At 72.2% G+C, this 18,594-nt stretch carries 25 protein-coding genes; 1 reads left to right on the forward strand and 24 read right to left on the reverse strand.

Features of this window, described 5'->3' with window-relative positions; all coding sequences use genetic code 11:
• Positions 1–37: 37 nt before the first annotated feature.
• From ABD709_RS00330 to ABD709_RS00430, 21 genes are all read right to left on the reverse strand, one after another.
• A complete protein-coding gene (locus ABD709_RS00330) occupies positions 38–478 on the reverse strand; it encodes a flagellar basal body-associated FliL family protein (protein WP_344771768.1) in 441 nt (146 codons plus the stop codon).
• A complete protein-coding gene (locus ABD709_RS00335) occupies positions 475–1,365 on the reverse strand; it encodes a flagellar motor protein MotB (RefSeq protein WP_344771769.1) in 891 nt (296 codons plus the stop codon). Before ABD709_RS00335 ends, ABD709_RS00330 begins: the two co-directional genes overlap by 4 nt.
• On the reverse strand, positions 1,365–2,138 hold the full coding sequence (locus ABD709_RS00340) for a motility protein A (protein WP_344771770.1): 774 nt from the start codon (positions 2,136–2,138) through the stop codon (positions 1,365–1,367). The genes ABD709_RS00335 and ABD709_RS00340 overlap by 1 nt, the downstream gene beginning before the upstream one ends.
• The gene (locus ABD709_RS00345; protein ID WP_344771771.1) at positions 2,135–2,428 is read right to left on the reverse strand and encodes a flagellar FlbD family protein; all 294 of its coding nucleotides are present in this window, start codon (positions 2,426–2,428) and stop codon (positions 2,135–2,137) included. The genes ABD709_RS00340 and ABD709_RS00345 overlap by 4 nt, the downstream gene beginning before the upstream one ends.
• Positions 2,429–2,521: 93 nt before the next feature.
• On the reverse strand, positions 2,522–3,370 hold the full coding sequence (locus tag ABD709_RS00350) for a flagellar hook-basal body complex protein (protein WP_344771772.1): 849 nt from the start codon (positions 3,368–3,370) through the stop codon (positions 2,522–2,524).
• Between the two features lie 56 nt (positions 3,371–3,426).
• The gene (locus tag ABD709_RS00355; protein WP_344771773.1) at positions 3,427–3,918 is read right to left on the reverse strand and encodes a flagellar hook capping FlgD N-terminal domain-containing protein; all 492 of its coding nucleotides are present in this window, start codon (positions 3,916–3,918) and stop codon (positions 3,427–3,429) included.
• Between the two features lie 10 nt (positions 3,919–3,928).
• Positions 3,929–5,293, reverse strand: a complete 1,365-nt coding sequence (locus tag ABD709_RS00360) for a flagellar hook-length control protein FliK (RefSeq protein ID WP_344771774.1) — start codon at positions 5,291–5,293, stop codon at positions 3,929–3,931.
• Positions 5,294–5,297: 4 nt separating this feature from the next.
• A complete protein-coding gene (locus ABD709_RS00365; RefSeq protein ID WP_344771775.1) occupies positions 5,298–6,251 on the reverse strand; it encodes a transglycosylase SLT domain-containing protein in 954 nt (317 codons plus the stop codon).
• Positions 6,248–6,700, reverse strand: coding sequence for a hypothetical protein (locus ABD709_RS00370; protein ID WP_344771776.1), 453 nt, complete (start codon positions 6,698–6,700; stop codon positions 6,248–6,250). The genes ABD709_RS00365 and ABD709_RS00370 overlap by 4 nt, the downstream gene beginning before the upstream one ends.
• Complete coding sequence (locus ABD709_RS00375) at positions 6,697–7,998, reverse strand: FliI/YscN family ATPase (RefSeq protein ID WP_344771777.1); 1,302 nt, start codon at positions 7,996–7,998, stop codon at positions 6,697–6,699. Before ABD709_RS00375 ends, ABD709_RS00370 begins: the two co-directional genes overlap by 4 nt.
• The gene (locus ABD709_RS00380; RefSeq protein WP_344771778.1) at positions 7,995–8,624 is read right to left on the reverse strand and encodes a FliH/SctL family protein; all 630 of its coding nucleotides are present in this window, start codon (positions 8,622–8,624) and stop codon (positions 7,995–7,997) included. The genes ABD709_RS00375 and ABD709_RS00380 overlap by 4 nt, the downstream gene beginning before the upstream one ends.
• A gap of 97 nt (positions 8,625–8,721) precedes the next feature.
• The gene (gene fliG, locus ABD709_RS00385) at positions 8,722–9,741 is read right to left on the reverse strand and encodes a flagellar motor switch protein FliG (protein WP_344771779.1); all 1,020 of its coding nucleotides are present in this window, start codon (positions 9,739–9,741) and stop codon (positions 8,722–8,724) included.
• Positions 9,742–9,746: 5 nt separating this feature from the next.
• On the reverse strand, positions 9,747–11,342 hold the full coding sequence (gene fliF / locus ABD709_RS00390; protein ID WP_344771780.1) for a flagellar basal-body MS-ring/collar protein FliF: 1,596 nt from the start codon (positions 11,340–11,342) through the stop codon (positions 9,747–9,749).
• A gap of 4 nt (positions 11,343–11,346) precedes the next feature.
• A complete protein-coding gene (fliE, locus tag ABD709_RS00395; RefSeq protein ID WP_344771781.1) occupies positions 11,347–11,697 on the reverse strand; it encodes a flagellar hook-basal body complex protein FliE in 351 nt (116 codons plus the stop codon).
• A gap of 1 nt (position 11,698) precedes the next feature.
• Positions 11,699–12,091: a flagellar basal body rod protein FlgC gene (locus ABD709_RS00400; protein ID WP_344771782.1), complete on the reverse strand. Its 393-nt coding sequence runs from the start codon at positions 12,089–12,091 to the stop codon at positions 11,699–11,701.
• The gene (flgB, locus tag ABD709_RS00405; protein ID WP_344771783.1) at positions 12,091–12,438 is read right to left on the reverse strand and encodes a flagellar basal body rod protein FlgB; all 348 of its coding nucleotides are present in this window, start codon (positions 12,436–12,438) and stop codon (positions 12,091–12,093) included. The genes ABD709_RS00400 and flgB overlap by 1 nt, the downstream gene beginning before the upstream one ends.
• Positions 12,439–12,597: 159 nt before the next feature.
• Complete coding sequence (locus tag ABD709_RS00410) at positions 12,598–13,077, reverse strand: hypothetical protein (RefSeq protein ID WP_344771784.1); 480 nt, start codon at positions 13,075–13,077, stop codon at positions 12,598–12,600.
• A 7-nt stretch (positions 13,078–13,084) separates the two neighbouring features.
• A complete protein-coding gene (locus ABD709_RS00415; RefSeq protein WP_344771785.1) occupies positions 13,085–13,444 on the reverse strand; it encodes a response regulator in 360 nt (119 codons plus the stop codon).
• Complete coding sequence (locus ABD709_RS00420; RefSeq protein ID WP_344771786.1) at positions 13,441–13,929, reverse strand: chemotaxis protein CheX; 489 nt, start codon at positions 13,927–13,929, stop codon at positions 13,441–13,443. The genes ABD709_RS00415 and ABD709_RS00420 overlap by 4 nt, the downstream gene beginning before the upstream one ends.
• On the reverse strand, positions 13,926–14,303 hold the full coding sequence (locus ABD709_RS00425; protein WP_344771787.1) for a response regulator: 378 nt from the start codon (positions 14,301–14,303) through the stop codon (positions 13,926–13,928). Before ABD709_RS00425 ends, ABD709_RS00420 begins: the two co-directional genes overlap by 4 nt.
• Positions 14,300–15,130, reverse strand: a complete 831-nt coding sequence (locus ABD709_RS00430; protein WP_344771788.1) for a CheR family methyltransferase — start codon at positions 15,128–15,130, stop codon at positions 14,300–14,302. The genes ABD709_RS00425 and ABD709_RS00430 overlap by 4 nt, the downstream gene beginning before the upstream one ends.
• 164 nt (positions 15,131–15,294) lie before the next feature.
• Here ABD709_RS00430 and ABD709_RS00435 point away from each other — a divergent pair, with 164 nt between their 5' ends.
• Positions 15,295–16,362, forward strand: coding sequence for a protein-glutamate methylesterase/protein-glutamine glutaminase (locus ABD709_RS00435; protein ID WP_344771789.1), 1,068 nt, complete (start codon positions 15,295–15,297; stop codon positions 16,360–16,362).
• Between the two features lie 10 nt (positions 16,363–16,372).
• Here the strand turns inward: ABD709_RS00435 and ABD709_RS00440 are convergent, their stop codons facing one another.
• Genes ABD709_RS00440 through fliD form a run of 3 tightly spaced genes read right to left on the reverse strand, consistent with a single transcriptional unit; the run spans position 16,373 to position 18,480 of the window.
• Positions 16,373–16,717 (reverse strand): hypothetical protein, encoded by a 345-nt coding sequence (locus tag ABD709_RS00440; protein ID WP_344771790.1) that lies wholly within the window; start codon positions 16,715–16,717, stop codon positions 16,373–16,375.
• A 9-nt stretch (positions 16,718–16,726) separates the two neighbouring features.
• The gene (gene fliS, locus ABD709_RS00445) at positions 16,727–17,110 is read right to left on the reverse strand and encodes a flagellar export chaperone FliS (RefSeq protein WP_344771791.1); all 384 of its coding nucleotides are present in this window, start codon (positions 17,108–17,110) and stop codon (positions 16,727–16,729) included.
• A gap of 8 nt (positions 17,111–17,118) precedes the next feature.
• Complete coding sequence (fliD, locus tag ABD709_RS00450; protein ID WP_344771792.1) at positions 17,119–18,480, reverse strand: flagellar filament capping protein FliD; 1,362 nt, start codon at positions 18,478–18,480, stop codon at positions 17,119–17,121.
• Positions 18,481–18,594 lie beyond the last annotated feature (114 nt).

The raw sequence follows: 18,594 nt of genomic DNA on the forward strand, positions 1-18,594 counted from the left end.
GGCCGCCCGGTCAGTTACGCATGGTCCGGAATGACTATCACTGCGTCACGTACTCGGTGAAGTACACCCCCATCACCTCGTCGGGATATCGCTCCTCGAGCTTCTTCTCCAGCTGGTCGCGCAGCTTCTCCCGCGTCGCGCCGTTGTCGATGTCGCCGATCGAGCGACCGCTGAACACCTCGATCGCGGCGTCGAGCGCCTTGCTGCCGTCGACCTCCGTCGCGCTCTCGGTGAGCTGCAGCGCGATGCCGAGCCGGAGGTAGTGGCCGTCGGCGAGGTTGATCTGGATCGAGTCGAGCGGCGCCACCTGTCCGGGCTTCGGCGCCTGGTCGCCGCCCGGCCGCAGCAGGAAGAAGTAGGCGCCCGCGGCCGCACCGAGGACGAGCACCAGGACGACGAGCAGCAGCTTCTTCCTGCCCTTCTTCGGTGGCTCCTCGGCGGTGGCCGCGTCCGGCGCGGAGATGGTCGACGCAGTCATGTCAGCTCCTGGTAGATCTTGCGGAAGCGGGCCCTGGCCTCGGCCGGCGCGCCGCTGAGGATGACGATGTCGACGCGCTTGTTGATCCGCTGGGAGCCCGGCTTGCTCGGGTCGATCAGCGGTTTGGTGTGGCCGAAGCCGGTGGCGCGCAGCCGCTTGGCGGGCAGCCCGTCGTGCTCCTGCAGCCGGTGCAGCACGTTGACCGCACGGGCGACCGAGAGCTCCCAGTCGGTGGGGTAGTACTTCGGCTTCACCGGCTCCTGGTTGGTGTGCCCGTCGATCTCGAGCGGCTCGGTCAGGTGGGCGAGGATCGGCGCGACGGTGTCGACGACCGCCTCGCCGCGAGGCGTCAGCGTGGCGATGTTCGGCTGGAAGATCACGTGCCGCGAGACCAGGCTGAGGATCAGCCCGCGCTCGTCGACCGACGCCTGCACGTCGTCCTGGAGACCCCTGCGCTCCAGCGCCTTCTGGACCTTGCGCCACAGGGCGAGAAGCTTCTTCACCTCGGCCTTCGCGTCCTCGTAGGACCGCTGGTTGCGCAGCTGGTCGGCACTCTGCAGCACCTTCTCGGTGGCGGCCTGCTGCGAGGCGGGGAGGTTCTGGACGAGCATGTCGTACGTCGACGCCGCGCCACCGGTGGCACCGGTGTCGTCGCGCATCGGATCGGCACCGTTGAGGATGGTCACCGACTTGCCGAACCCGCTGGCGAGTCCCTCCTTGAGCGACGCGAACTTGTTGGCGTCGACGGTCGACATCGCGAACATGATGATGAACAGCACCATCAGGAGGGTGACCATGTCGGCGTACGTCACCAGCCAGCGCTCGTGGTTCTCGTGCGCCTCCTCCTCCTCGTGGTGCGGCCGACGTCTCCCGGTCGAGTGAGCCATCAGGCCGCCTCGCTCTCCTGGGCGGTCGCAGCCGGCAGCAGGGAGCGGAGCTTCTCGGCGACCAGGCGCGGGTTGGCGCCGGCCTGGATGGCGGCGACGCCCTCGATGGCGACCTCCATCCGGGCGCACTCGAGCTCGCCGAGCCGCTTGATCCGGTGCCCGAGCGGGAACCACAGCACGTTCGCCGACATCACGCCCCACAGGGTCGCGACGAAGGCGGAGGCGATGAGCGGACCCAGGGTCTCGGGGGTGGACAGGTTCTCCAGCACGTGCACCAGGCCCATGACGGTGCCGACGATGCCGATCGTCGGCGCGTAGGCGCCGGCGTCGCTGAAGAACTTCGAGGACTGCCGGTCGTCGCGCCGCTTGGCGCGCAGCTCGGCCTCGAGGATGTCGCGCACGTCGTCCGGGTCGGTGCCGTCGATCGCCATCGTGACGCCCTTGACCAGGAACGGGTCGTCGATCTCGCCGAGGCTGTCCTCCAGCGCGAGCAGCCCCTCCTTGCGTGCCTTGTCGGCGAGCTTGACCACCTGCGGGACGAGGTCGCCCGCGGGGGCCACGCCGCCGGTGAAGGCGCGCTTGACGCTGCGGACCGCCTCCTTCGCGTCGGCCATGGTGCCGCCGCCGACCGTGATGAGGAGCGTCGTGCCGAGCACGAGCAGCATCGGCGGGAAGATCAGCAGGCTCATCGGGTTGCCACCCTCGAGCACGTTCGAGACGACGATGACCACCAGGCCGAGGCCGATGCCGATGAGAGTTGCGGGGTCCTTCACCTCTCTCCCCCCTCGTCCGGTGTGACGGCGGCGAGCCGTACGGGTCCCGTGCCGCGGTTACGCCGACCGCTCGCCTGGCTGCGCCGCTCCGCGTCCAGGGCGGCGCTCCGGGCGACGATCGCGCCGCGGTAGTCGACGACCAGCTCGCAGATCTCCTCGAGCGACTCGGTGACGACGTACTTCGTGCCGTCGACGAGGGTGACCACCGTGTCCGGGGTCGCGTCGACGCGCTCGACGAGGTCGGCGTTCAGCACGAACACCGATCCCGAGAGTCGGGTCAGGCTGATCATCCGAGCACCTCCCTGCGCAGCGGTCCCACCGCGGCCGTCCGTGGCCAACGCACTGCCTATCGGCCGTGCCGCCGCGCCCCTGAGCCGTCAGGCTCAGCGCTTGATGTTGACGAGGTCCTCGAGCACCTGGTCGGACGTCGTGATCACCCGCGAGCTCGCCTGGAACCCGCGCTGGGCGAGGATCAGGTTGGTGAACTCGGAGGAGAGGTCGACGTTCGACATCTCCAGCGCGCCGGCCATGATCTGGCCGCGCTGGCCCTGGCCCGCGACGCCGATGTCGGCCACGCCGGAGTTGGCGGACTCGCGGAACTCGGTGTCGCCGATCTTCTCCAAGCCCATCGGGTTCGCGAAGTCGGCGACGGCGAGCTGGCAGATGTCGCGCTGGACGCCGTCGGAGAAGGTGCCGCGCACCTTGCCGTCGGGACCGATGTTGTAGGACGTCAGCTCGACGCCGGCCGGCAGCGTGGAGTCGATCATGTGCAGGTTGATGTCGGTCGGCCCGCCGGTCGGGGCGCCCGTCGCGTCGAGCGCGTAGCCCTCGACGCGCATGCCGTTCGGCGCGACCAGCGTGCCGGTGTTGTCGAACGTGAACGCTCCGGCGCGGGTGTAGACGTTCTCGTTGCCGTCGCGCAGCATGAAGAACCCGTCACCCTGCAGCATCAGGTCGGTGGGCCGGCCGGTGGTCTGGGCCGAGCCCTGGTTGAAGTTGAGCATCGTCGCCGCGAGCTGGACGCCGAGGCCGATCTGGATCGGGTTCGTGCCCCCACGGTCCGCGCCGCCACCGGACGCCGCGGTGAGCATCTGGCTCAGGGTGTCGGAGAAGACGGTGGTGCTGGCCTTGAAGCCGGTGGTGTTGACGTTGGCGATGTTGTTGCCGGTCACGTCGAGCATCGTCTGGTTGGCCCGCAGGCCGCTGATGCCGGCGAAGAGTGAACGAAGCATTGCTGGTCCTACTTTCTCGGTTTCTTCGGGTGATCTCGGAGGTGGTGCGACCGGCCCTAGGGGGTCGGCGGGGTACCGGACGGGCCGGTGGTGGCGTCACCCGAGGGCGCCTCTGGCTGGATGGTGGGGGCGTCGCCGACGCTGATCACGCTCATGACGGGCACCTCGTGACCGTCCACGCTGAGCACCGGGCCGGACGGCAGGAACGTGGTGCCCTGCACGACGCCGGTCTGCTCGACGCCGTTCTCGTCGTTCCAGTGCACGGTCTTGCCGATCAGCGAGCTGGCGCCGAACGACAGCTGGGTGGTCAGCAGCATCGCGGTCTGGTCGGCGACGTCCTGCATCTTCTGCAGCGCGGTGAACTGCGCCGACTGCGAGAGGAACTCGCTGGAGTCGGTCGGGTTGAGCGGGTCCTGGTAGCGCAGCTGCGCCACCATCAGCTCGAGGAACGTCTGCTGGTCGCCCAGGCCGTCGGTGGTGCCGGCGGACGTCGCGGCGACCGGGGACATCAGCCCCGACGAGACGCCGTCGGTGGGGGTGACGGACACGGTTCCCTCCTCACATGGTCCGGTCGAGTCGACCGGTGGTCGGCGCCGCGACGGCAGGTACGTCGTCGCGACGGTTGCGGTCCGCGCGCCGGTCGCGGTGGTCGGGGTGGGCGTCGGAGCGGCCGGGCGTCCCGCCCCCGGACGAGCGGTGCTCGCCCTGCGGGCCGGTCTGGCCCCCGTCGTGGTTGCCGGCGTGCGGGCCGGTCTGGCCGGGCTGGCCGGGCTGGGCCGGCTGGCCGGGCTGGGCCGACTGGGCCGAGAGGCCGGCGGTCGGCGTACCGCCGAGGTCGCGGACGACCACCCGTGCCTCGGCGCCGGTGGCCTCCAGCAGCCGCCGCAGCTCCGGAACGCCCTGGACCAGCGCCTCCTTGGCCTGGTCCGCCGCGAGCCGTACGTGCACCGACCCGTCGCGCACGACGAGCGTCACCCGTACCTCGCCCAGCTGCTCCGGCTGCAGGGTCAGGGTCATCCGGTGCGTCCCGTTCCCCCGCGACACCAGCTGCGTCACCTCCGGCGCCACCTGCCGCACCACCACCGCCGCCGCCGCGGCCGCGGTCTCCCGCTTCCCCCCGCCCCCCGTCGAACCGACAGCTGTGGCGGGTTGAACCGTCAGTTGTGGCGTGTCGAACCCCGTGTTGGAGCGGGTCGAACCGTCAGTTGTGGCGGCGGCCGACAGGTCCGGCGCCGCGTCGGCAGCTGGGTGCGGCGCTGCGCTCCCAGGCTTGGTCTCGTCGGTCGCGGTCGTGCTCGCGGCCGGGGCCGGGGTCGTGGTCGTGGCTCGCGGCTGCAGCTTCCCCAAGGGATGTAGCCGAACCGTCGCTTCCCTCGCCGGATTCGACGTGGGAAGCGCAGGCTTCGGTGCATCCCTTGGGAAATCAGCAGCGGGCTCAGCGGGCGCACCGGGTGCGGCGGGGACGTCGGCGGGCTGTCCGGCGCGGGTGGGCCGGACCGGTACGGCGGGGGTGCGGGGCTGGCCGGCTTCGGCGAGGAGTACGGCGGGCGCGGCAGCCGGCTGGGGCTGCGGCGCGGCGTCGGCCGCGAGGGGCGCCGGCGCGGCAGCGGGCTCCGACGTCGCCGGCGCTGTGACGGGCGCAGAGGTCGTTGGCGCGGCAGCGGCGGGCACCGCAGCCCCCACCGACGACGCGGGCGCTGCGGGCGCGGGTGCTGCGGGCGCAGGTGCTGCGGGCGCAGACGGCACCGGCGCGGGCACGCCGGGCACGACACCCGCCATCGCGGCGACCAGGGCGTCGAGGAAGCCACCGGGCTGACCCGCGGACTGGTCACCCTGGCCGCCGGCCGGGTCACCGGCCGCACCAGGGGTGCCGGTCGCGCCTGCGGCGGTGGGCAGGGACGGGAGGAAGGGCAGCACGCTCATGAGGTCACCGCTGTCCCAGGATCCCGAGCACGCTGCGCACGTAGTTCTGCGTCTCCGGGTAGGGCGGCACGCCGCCGTACCTCAGCACCGCGCCGGGCCCGGCGTTGTACCCCGCCAGCGCGAGGTCGACCTTGCCGAACCGCTGCAGCAGGTCGTGGAGCAGCCGGGCGCCGCCGTCGATCGCCTGAGCGGGGTCGAACGGGTTGCTGACCCCGAGGCTGTCGGCCGTGCCCGGCATCAGCTGCATCAGCCCCTGGGCGCCCGCGCCGCTGACCGCCTTCGGGTCGAAGCCCGACTCCTGCTGGGCGACCGCGGCGATCAGCTCGCCCGGGACGCCGGTGCGCGCGGCCGCGGCGTTGATCAGGTCGGCGTACGGCACGTCCGCGCCGACGCGCGCCGAGGCGTTCGGGACCGTGGTGCCGGCGACCGGCCGTGCGGAGGCACTGTCGCTCGGGAGGATCCGGCGGATGTAGTCCGGCGTCGACGGTACGTCGACCAGCCGGACGTTCGCGCCCGTGTACGGCGCCTCGATCATCTTGCCGTTGCCGACGTAGATCGCGATGTGGTCGGCGCCGTTGTTCCGGCTCGAGTTGTCCCACGCCAGCAGGTCGCCGGGCTGCGCCTCGGCGAGGCTCGCGACGGGCGTGCCCTGCCGGGCCTGGTCGGCCGAGACCCGCGGCAGGTCGATGCCGAGGTCGGCGTACACCCGCTGCACCAGGCCCGAGCAGTCGAGCCCGACCTTGGGGTCGGTCCCGCCCCAGACGTAGGGGATGCCGAGGTACTTCTTCGCGTCCGCCACGACGTCCGCGCCGCTCACGCCGTCGGAGGTGTCGGCCCGCGCGTTCGCGAGCGTCGTGCGGAAGCCGGACCCGCCGGCGCTCACCGACTGCGCCGGCACGAACTGCGCGAACTGGCTCTGCAGCTGGGCCACCCGGGCGGCGACGGTCTCGATGCTCATCGCGCCGCCTCCCCGTCGGTCGCGCGCAGCCAGCGCTGTGCGGTCATGTCGTCGGCGTCCTTCTGCTCCCGGCGCGCGGCCTCGGCCCGGCGCCGCTGGGCCCGTCGCTCGAGCAGGTGGTCGACGGCGGCGAGCCGGGCGCGGTCGCTGTCCCAGCGGTGGTGCGCCTGCTCGGTCAGTCGTACGGCGCTCGCGGCCTCGATGCGTGCGGTCCTGCCGTCCTCGCCCAGCACGGCGAGGGCCGTACGCCGTGCGAGCAGCAGCCCGGGCGTGCTGGTCTCGGGGACCTCGGCGACGGCGAGCCGCTCGTGCAGCTCCTCGGCGCGCCGACCCCGGGACGCGGCCTCGGCGGCGGCGAGCCGCAGGCCGATCCGGCTGTCCTGCTCCCTCACCCCGCGGACCCGGGCGACCGCGGCCAGGCCGCGGTCCTCGGCGTGCACCCTGCTCACGCGACCAGCTCCTCGAGCCGGCGCCAGGTCTCGGCGGTGGGCGTGAGGTCGTCCATCGACTGGCGCAGGAACGCCTCGATGCGCGGCAGCCGCTCGAGCGCGGCGTCCGCGTCGGCGTCGGCACCGGCGACGTACGCCCCGATCTCGACCAGCTCGCGCACCGACCGGTGTGCGGCCAGCATCCGGCGCAGGCGGGTCGCCAGCCGCTGCTGCTCCTTCGTCGTCACCGCGGAGGTGACCCGGGAGATCGACTCGAGCACGTCGATCGCCGGGAAGTGCCCGGACGTGGCGAGCTCGCGGGACAGCACGACGTGGCCGTCGAGGATCGACCGGGCGGTGTCGCCGACCGGGTCCTGGAGGTCGTCGCCCTCGACGAGCACCGTGTAGAGACCGGTGATCGAGCCACGGTCCGACGTACCCGCGCGCTCGAGCAGTCGCGGCAACAGGCCGAAGACGCTGGGCGGGTAGCCGCGGGTCGCGGGCGGCTCGCCCGCGGACAGCCCGATCTCGCGCTGGGCCATCGCGACCCGGGTCAGCGAGTCCATCATCAGCACGACGTCCCGGCCCTGGTCGCGGAACCACTCCGCGATCCGGGTCGCCGTGAACGCCGCGCGCAGCCGCTCCATCGCGGGCGCGTCCGACGTCGCGACGACGACGACCGACCGCGCCAGGCCGTCCGGCCCGAGGTCGACGTCGATGAACTCGCGCACCTCGCGGCCCCGCTCGCCGACCAGCGCGATCACCGACACCGGCGCGTCCGAGCCGCGCGCGACCATCGACAGCAGCGACGACTTGCCGACGCCCGAGCCGGCCATGATCCCGATCCGCTGCCCGCGACCGCAGGGCACCAGCGCGTCGAGCGCACGTACGCCGAGCCCGAGCGGCTGCGTGATCCGGGGCCGCGAGAGCGCCGCAGGAGCGGCGAGCTCGACCACGACGACGTCGAGGGCGTCCAGGTCGGGTCCGCCGTCGACCGGGCGGCCCAGTCCGTCGAGCACGCGCCCGAGCAGCTGCTCGCCGACCCGGATGGTCAGCGGTCCGCCGGTGTGGCGCACCAGGTCGCCCACCCGGATGCCCGCGGTCGGACCGAGCGGCAGGCACACCATCGAGCCCGGCCGCAGCGCGACCACCTCGGCGAGCAGCCGGCCGGCCCCCACGACCTCGACGAGGTCACCGACCGCCGCCGGCAGGTTCCGTACGACGACGTGCAGACCCACCAGCTCGGTGACCGTCCCGTGGTGCAGCGGCCGGGCCGCACCCAGCGCGGCCGCTGCGACGGACGGAGTGAGCAGGCTCATGCGAGCACCTCCCGGACGCGCTCGAGGGCGGCGGCGATGCGGAGGTCGACCACGGCGCCGTCGGACTCGACCAGGGCGTCGGAGACCTCCAGGGCCGGATCGGCGACGACGACCACGCCGTGCTCGGCGAGCTCGGCGGTCGCGGTGCCGGAGGCGACGTCGGGGTGCAGGCGGACGGTCGCGACCGGGCCCGCGGGCAGCGCCCCCAGGACCCTGGCCACGACGTCCTGTGCGCCCTCGCCCCCCACGGCGCGGCCCACGATCTCCTCGGCCAGCGCCCAGGCCAGGTCCGTGCCCTGCGCCGCGAGGGACGCGGCGAGGTCGTCGAGCAGCCCCCGCACCTGCTCGGCGGCCTCCCCGAGCGCCTGTACGGCGACCGCGAGCTCGCGGTCGCGGCGCGACTCCTCCTCCGCGTGCCGGACGTCGAGGGCGCGGGCGTGCTCGGCGGCCTCGGCCGCCGCCTGCCGGCGTCCCTCGGCCCAGCCGACGGCGTACCCCTGCGCCCGCGCCGCCGACCGCGCGCGCTCGGCGAGACCGCCGAGCGCCGCCTCGGTGACGGCGTCGCCGAGCACGGAGTCCCCGCCGAGACGGGTCCACTCGCCGGTCCGCAGCTCCGGCAGCGCCATGGCGACGCCGGCCGAGGCGCTTCGCGCCTGGCTCCCTCGCTCGCGGCCAGCGCTTCGAGCTCGTTCCTCGCTCGGCGCTGTCACTCGCTCGGTCGCCTCAGACGACGAACTCATCGTCGTTCCCCCTGCGGACCATGATCACGCCCTGCTCCTCGAGCTGGCGGATCGTGCGGATGATGCTCTGCTGGGCCTCCTCGACCTGCGCGAGCCGGACGGCGCCGAGCAGCTCGACCTCTTCGAGCAGGTTCTCGGCGGCACGCTCGGAGAGGTTCGTGGTGATCTTGGTGCGGACCGCCTCGGGGACACCCTTGAGCGCGAGCGCGAGCTCGGCGGTGTCGACCTGGCGCAGCACCTGCTGCACCGAGCGGTCGTCCAGCCCGACGATGTCCTCGAACATGAACATCCGGCTCTTGACCTCGTCGGCGAGCGCCGCGTCCAGGCCCTCGAGGCCCTCGACGATCTGCCGCTCGGTCGGCCGGTCGGACCGGTTGATGATGTTGACCAGCGGGTCGACGCCGCCGACCCGCGACACCTCGGCGGGCTGCAGCATCGACGAGAGCTTGCGCTCGAGGATGCTCTCGACGGTGCGCACGATCTCCGGCGACGTACGGTCCATCACCGCGATCCGGTGCGCCACCACGGCCTGCTGGTGCGCCGGCAGGCCGCTGAGCAGCAGCGAGGCCTTGTCGGCGGCCATGTGTGCGAGCACCAGCGCGATCACCTGCGGGTGCTCGTCGGAGATGAAGCCCCGCAGCTGAGCGGGATCCGCGCGGTGCAGGAACTGGAACGGCATCTGCACCGCCGCGGCGTGCAGCCGCTCCATGATCTCCTTCGCGCGCTCGGGGCCCAGCGACTGCTCGAGCAGCTGCTGCGCGAAGCCGAACCCGCCCTGGGTCACGTGCGCGTGCGCGGTCATCAGGTCGTGGAACTCGCCGAGCACCGCGCCGGTCTCCGACGCGGTCACCGCGTCCAGCCGGGCGATCTCGGCGGAGATGTTCTCGACCTCGGTGTCGGTCAGGTGCGCCATCACCTGTGCGGCGCGGTCCTTGCCGAGCTGGATCATCAGCACGGCGGCCTTGCGCACCCCCAACGAGGTGAGCGATGCGGCCTGGGTCATCACGCTCACCTGGGCTCCACGAGCCAGCCGCGGAGCAGCGCGGCGACGTCCTCGGGCTGCCGCTCGACGAGCGCGATCAGCTCGTCACGGACCCGGTCCTCCTCGGTCTCCTCGACCGCCTCGAGCGCCGCGACGGCGGGAGCGGGCGGCTCGATCGGTGCCCGCGCGGCCGCATCGGCCCGCAGCTGCTCGACGACGTACGACGTCGCCTGCTCGCGGGCCTTGGCCCGGCGCCGGGCCTGCGCCCACGCCAGCAGGACCAGCAGGGCGATGCCGCCGCCGATCGCGATGTTGCGGTACATCGTCTTCTTCGCCGCGTCGGCCTTGGCCTTCTGCGCGGCCTCGAGCTCCGCCTGGGCCTCCTCGGCCGCGGAGTGGTCGAACGCCATCTGCGTGGCCTCGATCGTGTCGCCGCGCTTGCGGTCGATGCCGATCGAGTCGCGGATCAGGTCCGAGACCTCGTCCATGTCGTGACCGGCGGCCGCGGCGGTGTCGACGACCACGCCGATGTGCAGGCTCTTGACGGAGCCGGGCGCGGTCTCGCGGTGCTCGACGGTCTGGTCGACGGCGTTGTCACGGGTGGAGCTCTTGTTCTCGTACGCCGAGTCCGATCCGCTCGGCACGGCGCTCGGGTCCATCTGCCCGTCCGGGCCGACCACGCCGCCGCCCGCAGTGCCGCCGGCGCCGGGACCGGTGTAGGTCTCCGAGGACTTCGACTCCGACAGCGCGGTCAGGTCCTTCGGGACGGTGTAGGTGCGGCTCTCGATGGTCGCGTGGTCGAAGTCGAGGTCGGCGGTCGCGGTCACCTTGGAGTTGCCGGGGCCGAAGACGGTGTCCATCATCTGCTGGACCTCGCCCTGCATGTCGTTCTCGAACTGCTCGACCTGGTCGTAGCGGTTGCCGGTGAGGCCGCCGCCCGCCACGTCGTCCTGGCCCGGCATCGCGAGCACGTTGCCGGCCGAGTCGGTGACGGTGACCTGGTTCGGGTCGAGGCCGTCGATGCTGGAGGCGACCAGGTGCACGATCGCCTGCACCTGCTCCGAGCTCAGCGTCACGCCGGGCGTCGTCGCGACGAGCACGGAGGCGGTGGCCGGGTCCTGCTGCTCGGCGAAGACCTGCTTCTCCGGCAGCGCGAGGTGGACGACGGCGGTGTCGATGCCGTCCATCGCCTCGATGGTCTTGTCGAGCTCGCCCTCCATCGCCCGCTTGAAGTCGGTCTGCTCCTGGAAGTCCGACGTCGAGAGGCTCTGGTTGTCGAGCAGGCTGTAGCCACCGGCGTCGCTGGACGGGAGGCCCTTGCCGTTGAGGGCGATCCGGGTCGAGTACACGTCCGACTTGGGCACCATGATCGTGCTGCCGCCGTTGGTGAGCTTGTAGGAGACGCCCTCGGCGTCGAGCTCGTCGACGACGGCGCTGGCGTCGCTCCCCGACAGGTCGGAGTAGAGCGGCGCGTAGCTCGGCGTGGACACCCAGCGGAACACCATGACGGCGCCGATGAGCAGCGCCGCCGTACCGATCACGGCCACCGCTTTCTGGCCGACGGTGAAGTCGCTGAAGGTCTCGCGGGCGCGCCCCAGCGCGCCCATCATCCGGTCCCGCATGTCGTCAGACCTGCATCCTCATGATCTCGTTGAACGCGTCGACGGCCTTGTTGCGCAGGGCCACGGTCAGCTGGGTCGCGACCGAGGCCTCGCTCGCCGCGATGGTGTAGTCGTGGATGTTGTCGAGCTTCCCGGTGGCCGCCTGGACCGCGAGGTTGTCGGCGCGGTCGTTGAGCCCCTCGAGCCGGTCGAGGCCGTCGAGGACCATCGAGCCGAACTCCTCGCCCGAGCCGGACGGCCCGCTGACCCCGTTGGTCGAGGTCAGCGACGGGGCGATGGCGTCCGCGCCGGCGACCGGGGTCGGCGTGGTGGGAGCCGTCGGGAAGGACGGGAACTGGACGGGCGTGATGCTCATGTCACCTGGCCCCGATCTGCAGGGCGGCGGTGTAGGTGTCCTGGGCGGTCTTGGTGACCTGCACCGCGGCCTGGAAGCCGCGCTGCGCCATCACCAGCTGGCCCATCTCCGAGGCCATGTCGATGTCGGGCTGGCGGACGTAGCCGTCGGCGTCGGCGAGCGGGTTGCCCGGGTCGCTGACCAGCCGGCCCTGCGGGTCGCCCTTGGCGAGCCCGGTGACCTCGACACCGCCGTTCGGGTCGGCGCCGAACTGGACGTACGTCGCCTGGAACGCGGTCTGGCTGGTGGGCTCGACGGTGTTGATGTTGGCGATGTTGTCGGCGATCGCGTCGAGCCAGGTCTGGTGTGCGCCGAGCGCGGAGTTGGCGATGCCGAGGGCGTCGAAAGCGCCCATCAGAAGCTGCCTGCCGCGGCCGAGAGGCGGTCGAACCGGTCCGTGAACGCGCGGCCGACGATCTGGTACTGGAACTGCGTCTGGATCGCCGCGATCGACTCCTTGCGGAGGTCGACGTTGTTGTTGTTCGCGCCGACCGGCGTCTGCGTCTCCTCGACGGTCGCCTGCAGCTGGTCCGTCGAGACCGTCCCGCGGTCGATCGCGCTGGAGAGCGCGGACTCGAAGTCGACCGAGTGCGCGCGGAAGTTCGGGGTGTCGACGTTGGCGATGTTGTCGGCGATCACCCGCTGGCGCAGGGCGAGGCCGTCGATCGCGTCGTGCAGCACGAAGCTGACCGGATCGGACATGGCGAAGGACACGGTGCAAACCCCCACGGGTAGGGCAAAGCGGGGTGCCGGTCCATCGGCGAGGGGCGAGCGGATCCTTGCTCAGGCTCCTGATCGGTCCCGGACGCCGGCGGTTGAGCGATCGGTCGGCCGGTGCTGCTAGTCAGGAATGACTACCTGTCAGAACAGGACGACGCTGAGCCGGCCGGTCCCGTAGCCCGCGATGTCGACCGTGAGGTCCTCACGGCGACCGAGGGTGAGCGTGCGGATCCGCAGCTGCGGGTCGAGCGTCGGCCCGGCCGGGTGCATCTCGTGGAGCCGGACGTGGTCGGCGCCGGGCACGTTGAAGACCGAGGCGCCGATGTTCAGGACCTCGTAGAGGTTCTCGGCCAGGTTGTCGGTCAGCTTGCCGTCGTCGATCGCGGCCTGTGCGCCGGCGGCCGGCACCAGGCCGATCGCGGCGCCGGCGTACGCCGAGAACGGCAGGTCGCACGCGACGAGGGCCACGAGGTGGAGCGCGTCGTCGACGTACGTCGCGATGGTCACGGCGTCGTCGGGACGAGGGGCGTACGGCGTGCCCGGCGACAGGCTGACGTCCCGCCCGAGCAGGTCGGCGAGCAGGTCCTTGAGCTGCTTGGGCTGGGGGAGGTGGACGGCCATCGCCGGCTCAGAGGACCGAGCGGAGCGCGTCGTCGAACGCCTCCGGGGTGAACGGCTTCGCGATGAGGAACGCCGCGCCGGCGGCCTCGGCACGCTGGCGCATCTCGTCGGACCCCTCGGAGGTGACGAACCCGAAGGCGACGTCGGAGCCCGAGGCGCGCAGCGCGGACAGGCAGTCGATGCCGGTCATCTCCGGCATGTTCCAGTCCGACAGCACCAGGTCCGGCCGCTCGGTCGTGACCAGCTCCAGTGCCTGCTTGCCGTTCTCGGCCTCCACGATCTCGTGGCCGCCGTGGCCGGCCTGGCGCAGCGTGCGGACGACGATCTGCCGCATCACACGGCTGTCGTCGGCGATCAGGATCTTCATCGGTGGGTCTCCCCGGTCGAGTTGTGGACGGTGACGCGTACGGGCTCGCCGTCCCAGGTCGCCTCGACCCGGGCGACCTCGCGGGCGTCGGAGGAGAACGCGGCGCGGCCGGCGGCGACGGACGGCAGGGACAGCACGCTCGGTCCGGGCATCAGGCTCTTCACGTTGCCGCCGAGCATGTTCACCAGCTCGCCGACCGCGTCGGCGACGTCGGCGTCGGAGACCTCGGCGTCGTGGGGCAGGTCGAGCATGGTCGTGGTGAGCGCGCCGGCGACGTACGTCGTCAGCTCGACGGTGACGCTGCCCTCCCAGCCGCCGCTCACCGTGACGGCGGCCGACCACACGCCCACGCTGTCGAAGGGCGTGCCGACCGGCACCAGCCGGTCGATCAGTGGTGCGGCCTCGCCCAGCAGGGTGGTCCACACCTCGTCGGTGACCGCGCGGACGTCGTCGTACGACGGAGCGGTGAGGGCGGGCGCGGTCATGCCGCACCTCCGACCAGGCCGAGCATCTCGAGCTTCTCCGCGATGGCGTCGGGCGTGAACGGCTTGATGACGTACTCGTGCGCACCGGCGGCGAGCGCCCGCACGATCTGCTGCTGCTCGCTCTCGGTGGTGACCATCATCAGCGTCACGTTGCGCCAGTCGGGGTTGGCGCGGACCTTCGTGATGAAGGTGTAGCCGTCCATCACCGGCATGTTCCAGTCGACCAGGCACACGTCGGGGACGGGGCCGCTCTCCATCCGCTCGAGGGCCTCCTGGCCGTGCCCGGCCTCGTCGGTCTCGAAGTCGAGGGAGGTGACGATCCGGCGCAGGATGCTCCGCATCGCGCGCGAGTCGTCGATGATCAGTGCCTTCACGTCAGGGCTCCTGTCGCGGGTCGGTGGACTTGCACGCGTCCCTCCTGCTCCCGCCGCCACTGGGCGGCGAGGTCCGGCGGAAGGTCGAGGGTCGTCTCGGAGGAGCCGAGCATCAGGTAGCCGTGCGGCGCGACCATCGGCCGCATCCGGCGCAGGATGTCGTGCTTGGTCTCCTGGTCGAAGTAGATGAGCACGTTGCGGAGCATGATCAGGTCGAACGAGCCGAGCCCGTCGTAGGGCGCCGCGAGGTTGAGGTGCCGGGTGGAGACGTGCTCGCGCAGCCGCGGCACGATCTCCCACTCGTTGCCGGCGCGGGCGAAGTAGCGCACCAGCGCCGTCGCGGGCAGCCCGCGGTTGACCTCGACCGCGCTGTACCGCGCGTTCCGCACCCGCTCGAGCATCGCCGTCGAGACGTCGGTGGCGACGATCTCGTGGGTCCAGCCCGCCGGCAGGTGCTGGTCGAGGAGCATCGCGAGCGAGTAGGCCTCCTGGCCGCTCGAGCAGGCCGCGCTCCAGATCCGCAGGTGCCGGGTGGCGGCGCGGGCCTCGAGCAGCCGGGGGAGGAGCACGTCGGAGAACACCTGGTACGGCGCGTGGTCGCGGAACCAGCTGGTCTCGTTGATGGTGAGTGCGTCCATCGCCTTGCGCCGCTCGACCGGGTCGATCGGCAGCCGCTTGACGTACTCGTCCACGGTGCAGCCCGCGGCGGCGGCCAGTGGCCGCAGCCGCGCCTCGACGAGGTACTCCTTGCCGGCGTCGTAGATCATCGAGGTCTCGCGACGCACGAGGGCCGAGACCGACTCGTAGGTGTCCGTCGCCGTAGTCATGCCTCGTCTATCGGGCGCCGGGTGCCCGTCCTGAGCGGTCATGAGGGGCCGCGGCGACGACCTTTATGTACGTACATCCAGGCTTGATGTACGTACATAAAGGTGGATGTACGTACATAAAGGCGCGCGCTCAGCACCGCCGCGCGGAGGCCGATGAGGGATCCGTGACGACCCCGAAGATCCGCGTCCTCGTCGTGGACGACTCCGCGCTCGTACGCCGCCTGGTGACCACCGCACTGCGGGAGGCGCCCGACCTGGAGGTCGTCGGCGTCGCCGCGGACGGGGTGGAGGCGGTCGAGCAGGTGGACGCCCTCGAGCCCGACGTCGTCACCCTCGACATCGAGATGCCCCGGCTGGACGGGCTCGGCGCGCTGACCGAGATCCGCGAGCGGCACCCGCGGCTGCCGGTGATCATGTTCTCCACGCTGACCGAGCGCGGCGCGGCGGCGACCCTCGAGGCGCTGTCCCGGGGCGCGTCGGACTACGTCACCAAGCCTTCCAACACCGGCCGCATCGCGGACGGCATCACCGCGATCCGCGACCAGCTGGTGCCCCGGATCCGCGCGCTGGTCGGCATGCGCAAGCTCGCTCCGGCCGGCGTCCGGACCGCCGTGAGCCGACCGCCGACCGCCCCGCCCGCGCGCAGGGCACCCGTGGGCCGCCCCGAGGTGCTGCTCATCGGCTGCTCCACGGGTGGCCCCGACGCCCTCGCCCGGCTGCTGCCGAAGCTGCCCGCCGACCTCGGCGTACCGGTCCTCGTGGTCCAGCACATGCCGCCGGTCTTCACGACGATGCTGGCCGAGCGGCTGGACCGCTCCTCCCCGCTGACCGTGCGCGAGGCCGCCGACGGCGACCCGGTGCGAGCCGGGGAGGTGCTCATCGCGCCCGGGGACCACCACGTCCGGCTGCGCTCGGCGGCCGGCTCGGTCCGGGTGGTGCTCGACCAGGGCCCGCAGGAGAACTTCTGCCGTCCCGCCGTCGACGTGCTGTTCCGCTCCGCGGCCGAGGTGTACGGCGGCCGCGCCCTCGCCACCGTGCTGACCGGGATGGGCCAGGACGGACTCGAGGGCGCCCGGCTGCTCTCCGCCGCCGGCGCGACGATCATGGCGCAGGACGAGGAGACGTCGGTCGTGTGGGGCATGCCCGGCGCCGTCGCCACCGCCGGTCTCGCGCACGACGTGCTCCCGCTGGACCAGCTGCCCGCCCGGCTCCTCGGCGCGCTCCGCGCCTGACGCGCGCCGCTCAGGCGGTGACGTCGAGGTACACCGAGCCCGGCCGCGCGGGCCCGCCGGGCCGGGGCCGGTCGGCAGCGGCACGCTGCTGCCGATTGACGGCGATGGCACCGGGGAGCGCGGCGATCACGGCGGCCTGGCGCTCGCGCAGCGCGAACGCCCGGTCGACCAGGTGCGCGGGGAGCGGGCCGAGCCCGTCGGGCTTCAGCCAGCGGCCGGGCACCGGCACCGCGTCGGACCCACCGGGCGCGCCGGACGCGTCGGACCCCTCGGACCCCTCGGACAGCAGCGACTCGCAGTGGTGCAGGTGCTGCTCGAGCTCGTCGAGCGCCTGCTCCCAGGTCGGTCGGGTCACGCCGCCGCCTCAGCTGAGCGCCGCGGCCATCGCCGCCTGGCGCCAGGTGTCGCAGAGCTGACGGGCGATGAGCAGCGCCTCGTGGGTTGTGTCCGGGTCACGCCGTACGTTCGCGGTGACCAGGCGCCGGCGCAGGTACTCGTAGAGCGACGCGAGCTCGGTGCCCGCCGGCATCAGGTCGACGTCGAGGCTGGCCTGCAGCTCGTTGACGATGTCCTGCGCGTGCAGCAGCTGCTGGTGCGCCTCGGGCCAGTCCCCGTCGACCTGGGCGCGCAGGCCCCGCTCGACGTCGAGCACCAGCCGCTCGACCAGCATCACCAGGAGGCGGGCCGGGCTGGCGGTGCTGACGGAGTTGCCCACGTACGCCGCGCGGGCACTGGTCGGATAGGTCACGGTCTCTCCTAGGAGCTCGAGCTGCTCGACAGGGCGGAAAGCTGGCTGGTGAGCCAGGCCTGCTGGCTCTGCATCTGGGAAAGGGCGGTCTCGAGCGCGGTGTACTGCGTCTCGAGCGTCGTACGGCGCAAGGCGAGCCGGTCGTCCCACGACGCGATGCTGTCGTTGAGCTGCTTGATCGTGGAGTTGTGGCCGTTGATCGTGGTGGTCACGCTGCCGGTGTACCGGTCGCTCGCTGCGTCCGCGACCTTCTTCACCCGCGCCGCGAAGCCGTTCGTCCCGGTGATGGCGGCGGTCACCGCGTCGGGATCGGCCTGGTAGGCCGCGGCGAACTTCGTCTCGTCGAAGACCAGCTTGCCGTAGCGGTCGACCTGGATGCCGTACGCCGCCATCGAGGTCTTGTCGCCGGGATAGATCGACTCGAGCAGGTTGCTCGCCACCTGCCGCACCGTGCCGTCGCCGGCCAGCACCCCGGCCTTGGACGCGTCGGAGTTGTTCGCCGTCTGCGTGGAGATCGAGTCCAGGATCGCGTTGATGCTGGTGACCATCGTCTTCACGGCAGCCGACCGTGCGGTCGCGTCCCGCGAGACCGAGATGGCGGCGGTGCCGGTCGCGGCCGCACCGAGGGTGATCGTCACGCCCGGCACCAGGTCGGCGAACGTGTTCGTCGACGAGGTGGCGTCGATGCCGCCGACGCTGATCGTGGCGTCGCGCCCGGCGCGGACGGTCGCTCCCCCCAGGAGCGACCCTCCGTCCGCGTCGGTGAGGTCGAAGGCCTGGCCGGCACCGGTCGTGGTCGACTCGACGAGCAGCCGGTACTGGTCGGTGCCACCCGAGGTGCCGACCTTGACGAGGGTCGCGCGGACGCCGGCGTTCGCGGCGTTGATGGCGGACGCCACCTGGTCGAGGGTGCCGCCGGCGGTGCTGATGGTGAGGTCCGGCTGGCCGCTGCGCTTGAGCACCACGTCGGTACCGGTGCCCGTGACGACGTCGGTCTTCGCGTGCGGGTCGAGGAACGCGAGCTGGTGGGAGAGGGCGGTCTGCCCGACGGTGACGCTGAACGCCGTCGGCGCCGCGCTGCTGGTGGCGGTCACGGTGACCGCCGAGTTCGAGGAGGTGGCTTGGAGCGTGGCCCACACGTTGGTCGTCGAGGACGAGGCGCCGGAGAGCCCGGCGGCGGTGGTGGAGAGGTTCGCGAGCTTGGTGTTGAGCGCCTGGAGGGCGGTGACCTCGCTCTGCTCGGAGGTGACCCGGATCTTGAGCTTGTTCTGGGTCGTGGCCTCCAGCTGCATCATCTTGTCGATGAGGCCGGCGGTGTCGAGGCCGCTGACGAGGCCGCTGATGCTCGCGGTGGACGACGTCGTCGTCATGCCGGCCTCCTTCGCTCACGAGACGGATCGGGACTGCGATCGGGACCGGGCGCCGGTGGGGCTGGTGCCCCGCCGGCGCCCGGAGACGCTCTGGGCCGTGGTGGCCCGGGGCCC

Source organism: Nocardioides panacisoli (assembly GCF_039537325.1).
GTDB lineage: Bacteria > Actinomycetota > Actinomycetes > Propionibacteriales > Nocardioidaceae > Nocardioides > Nocardioides panacisoli.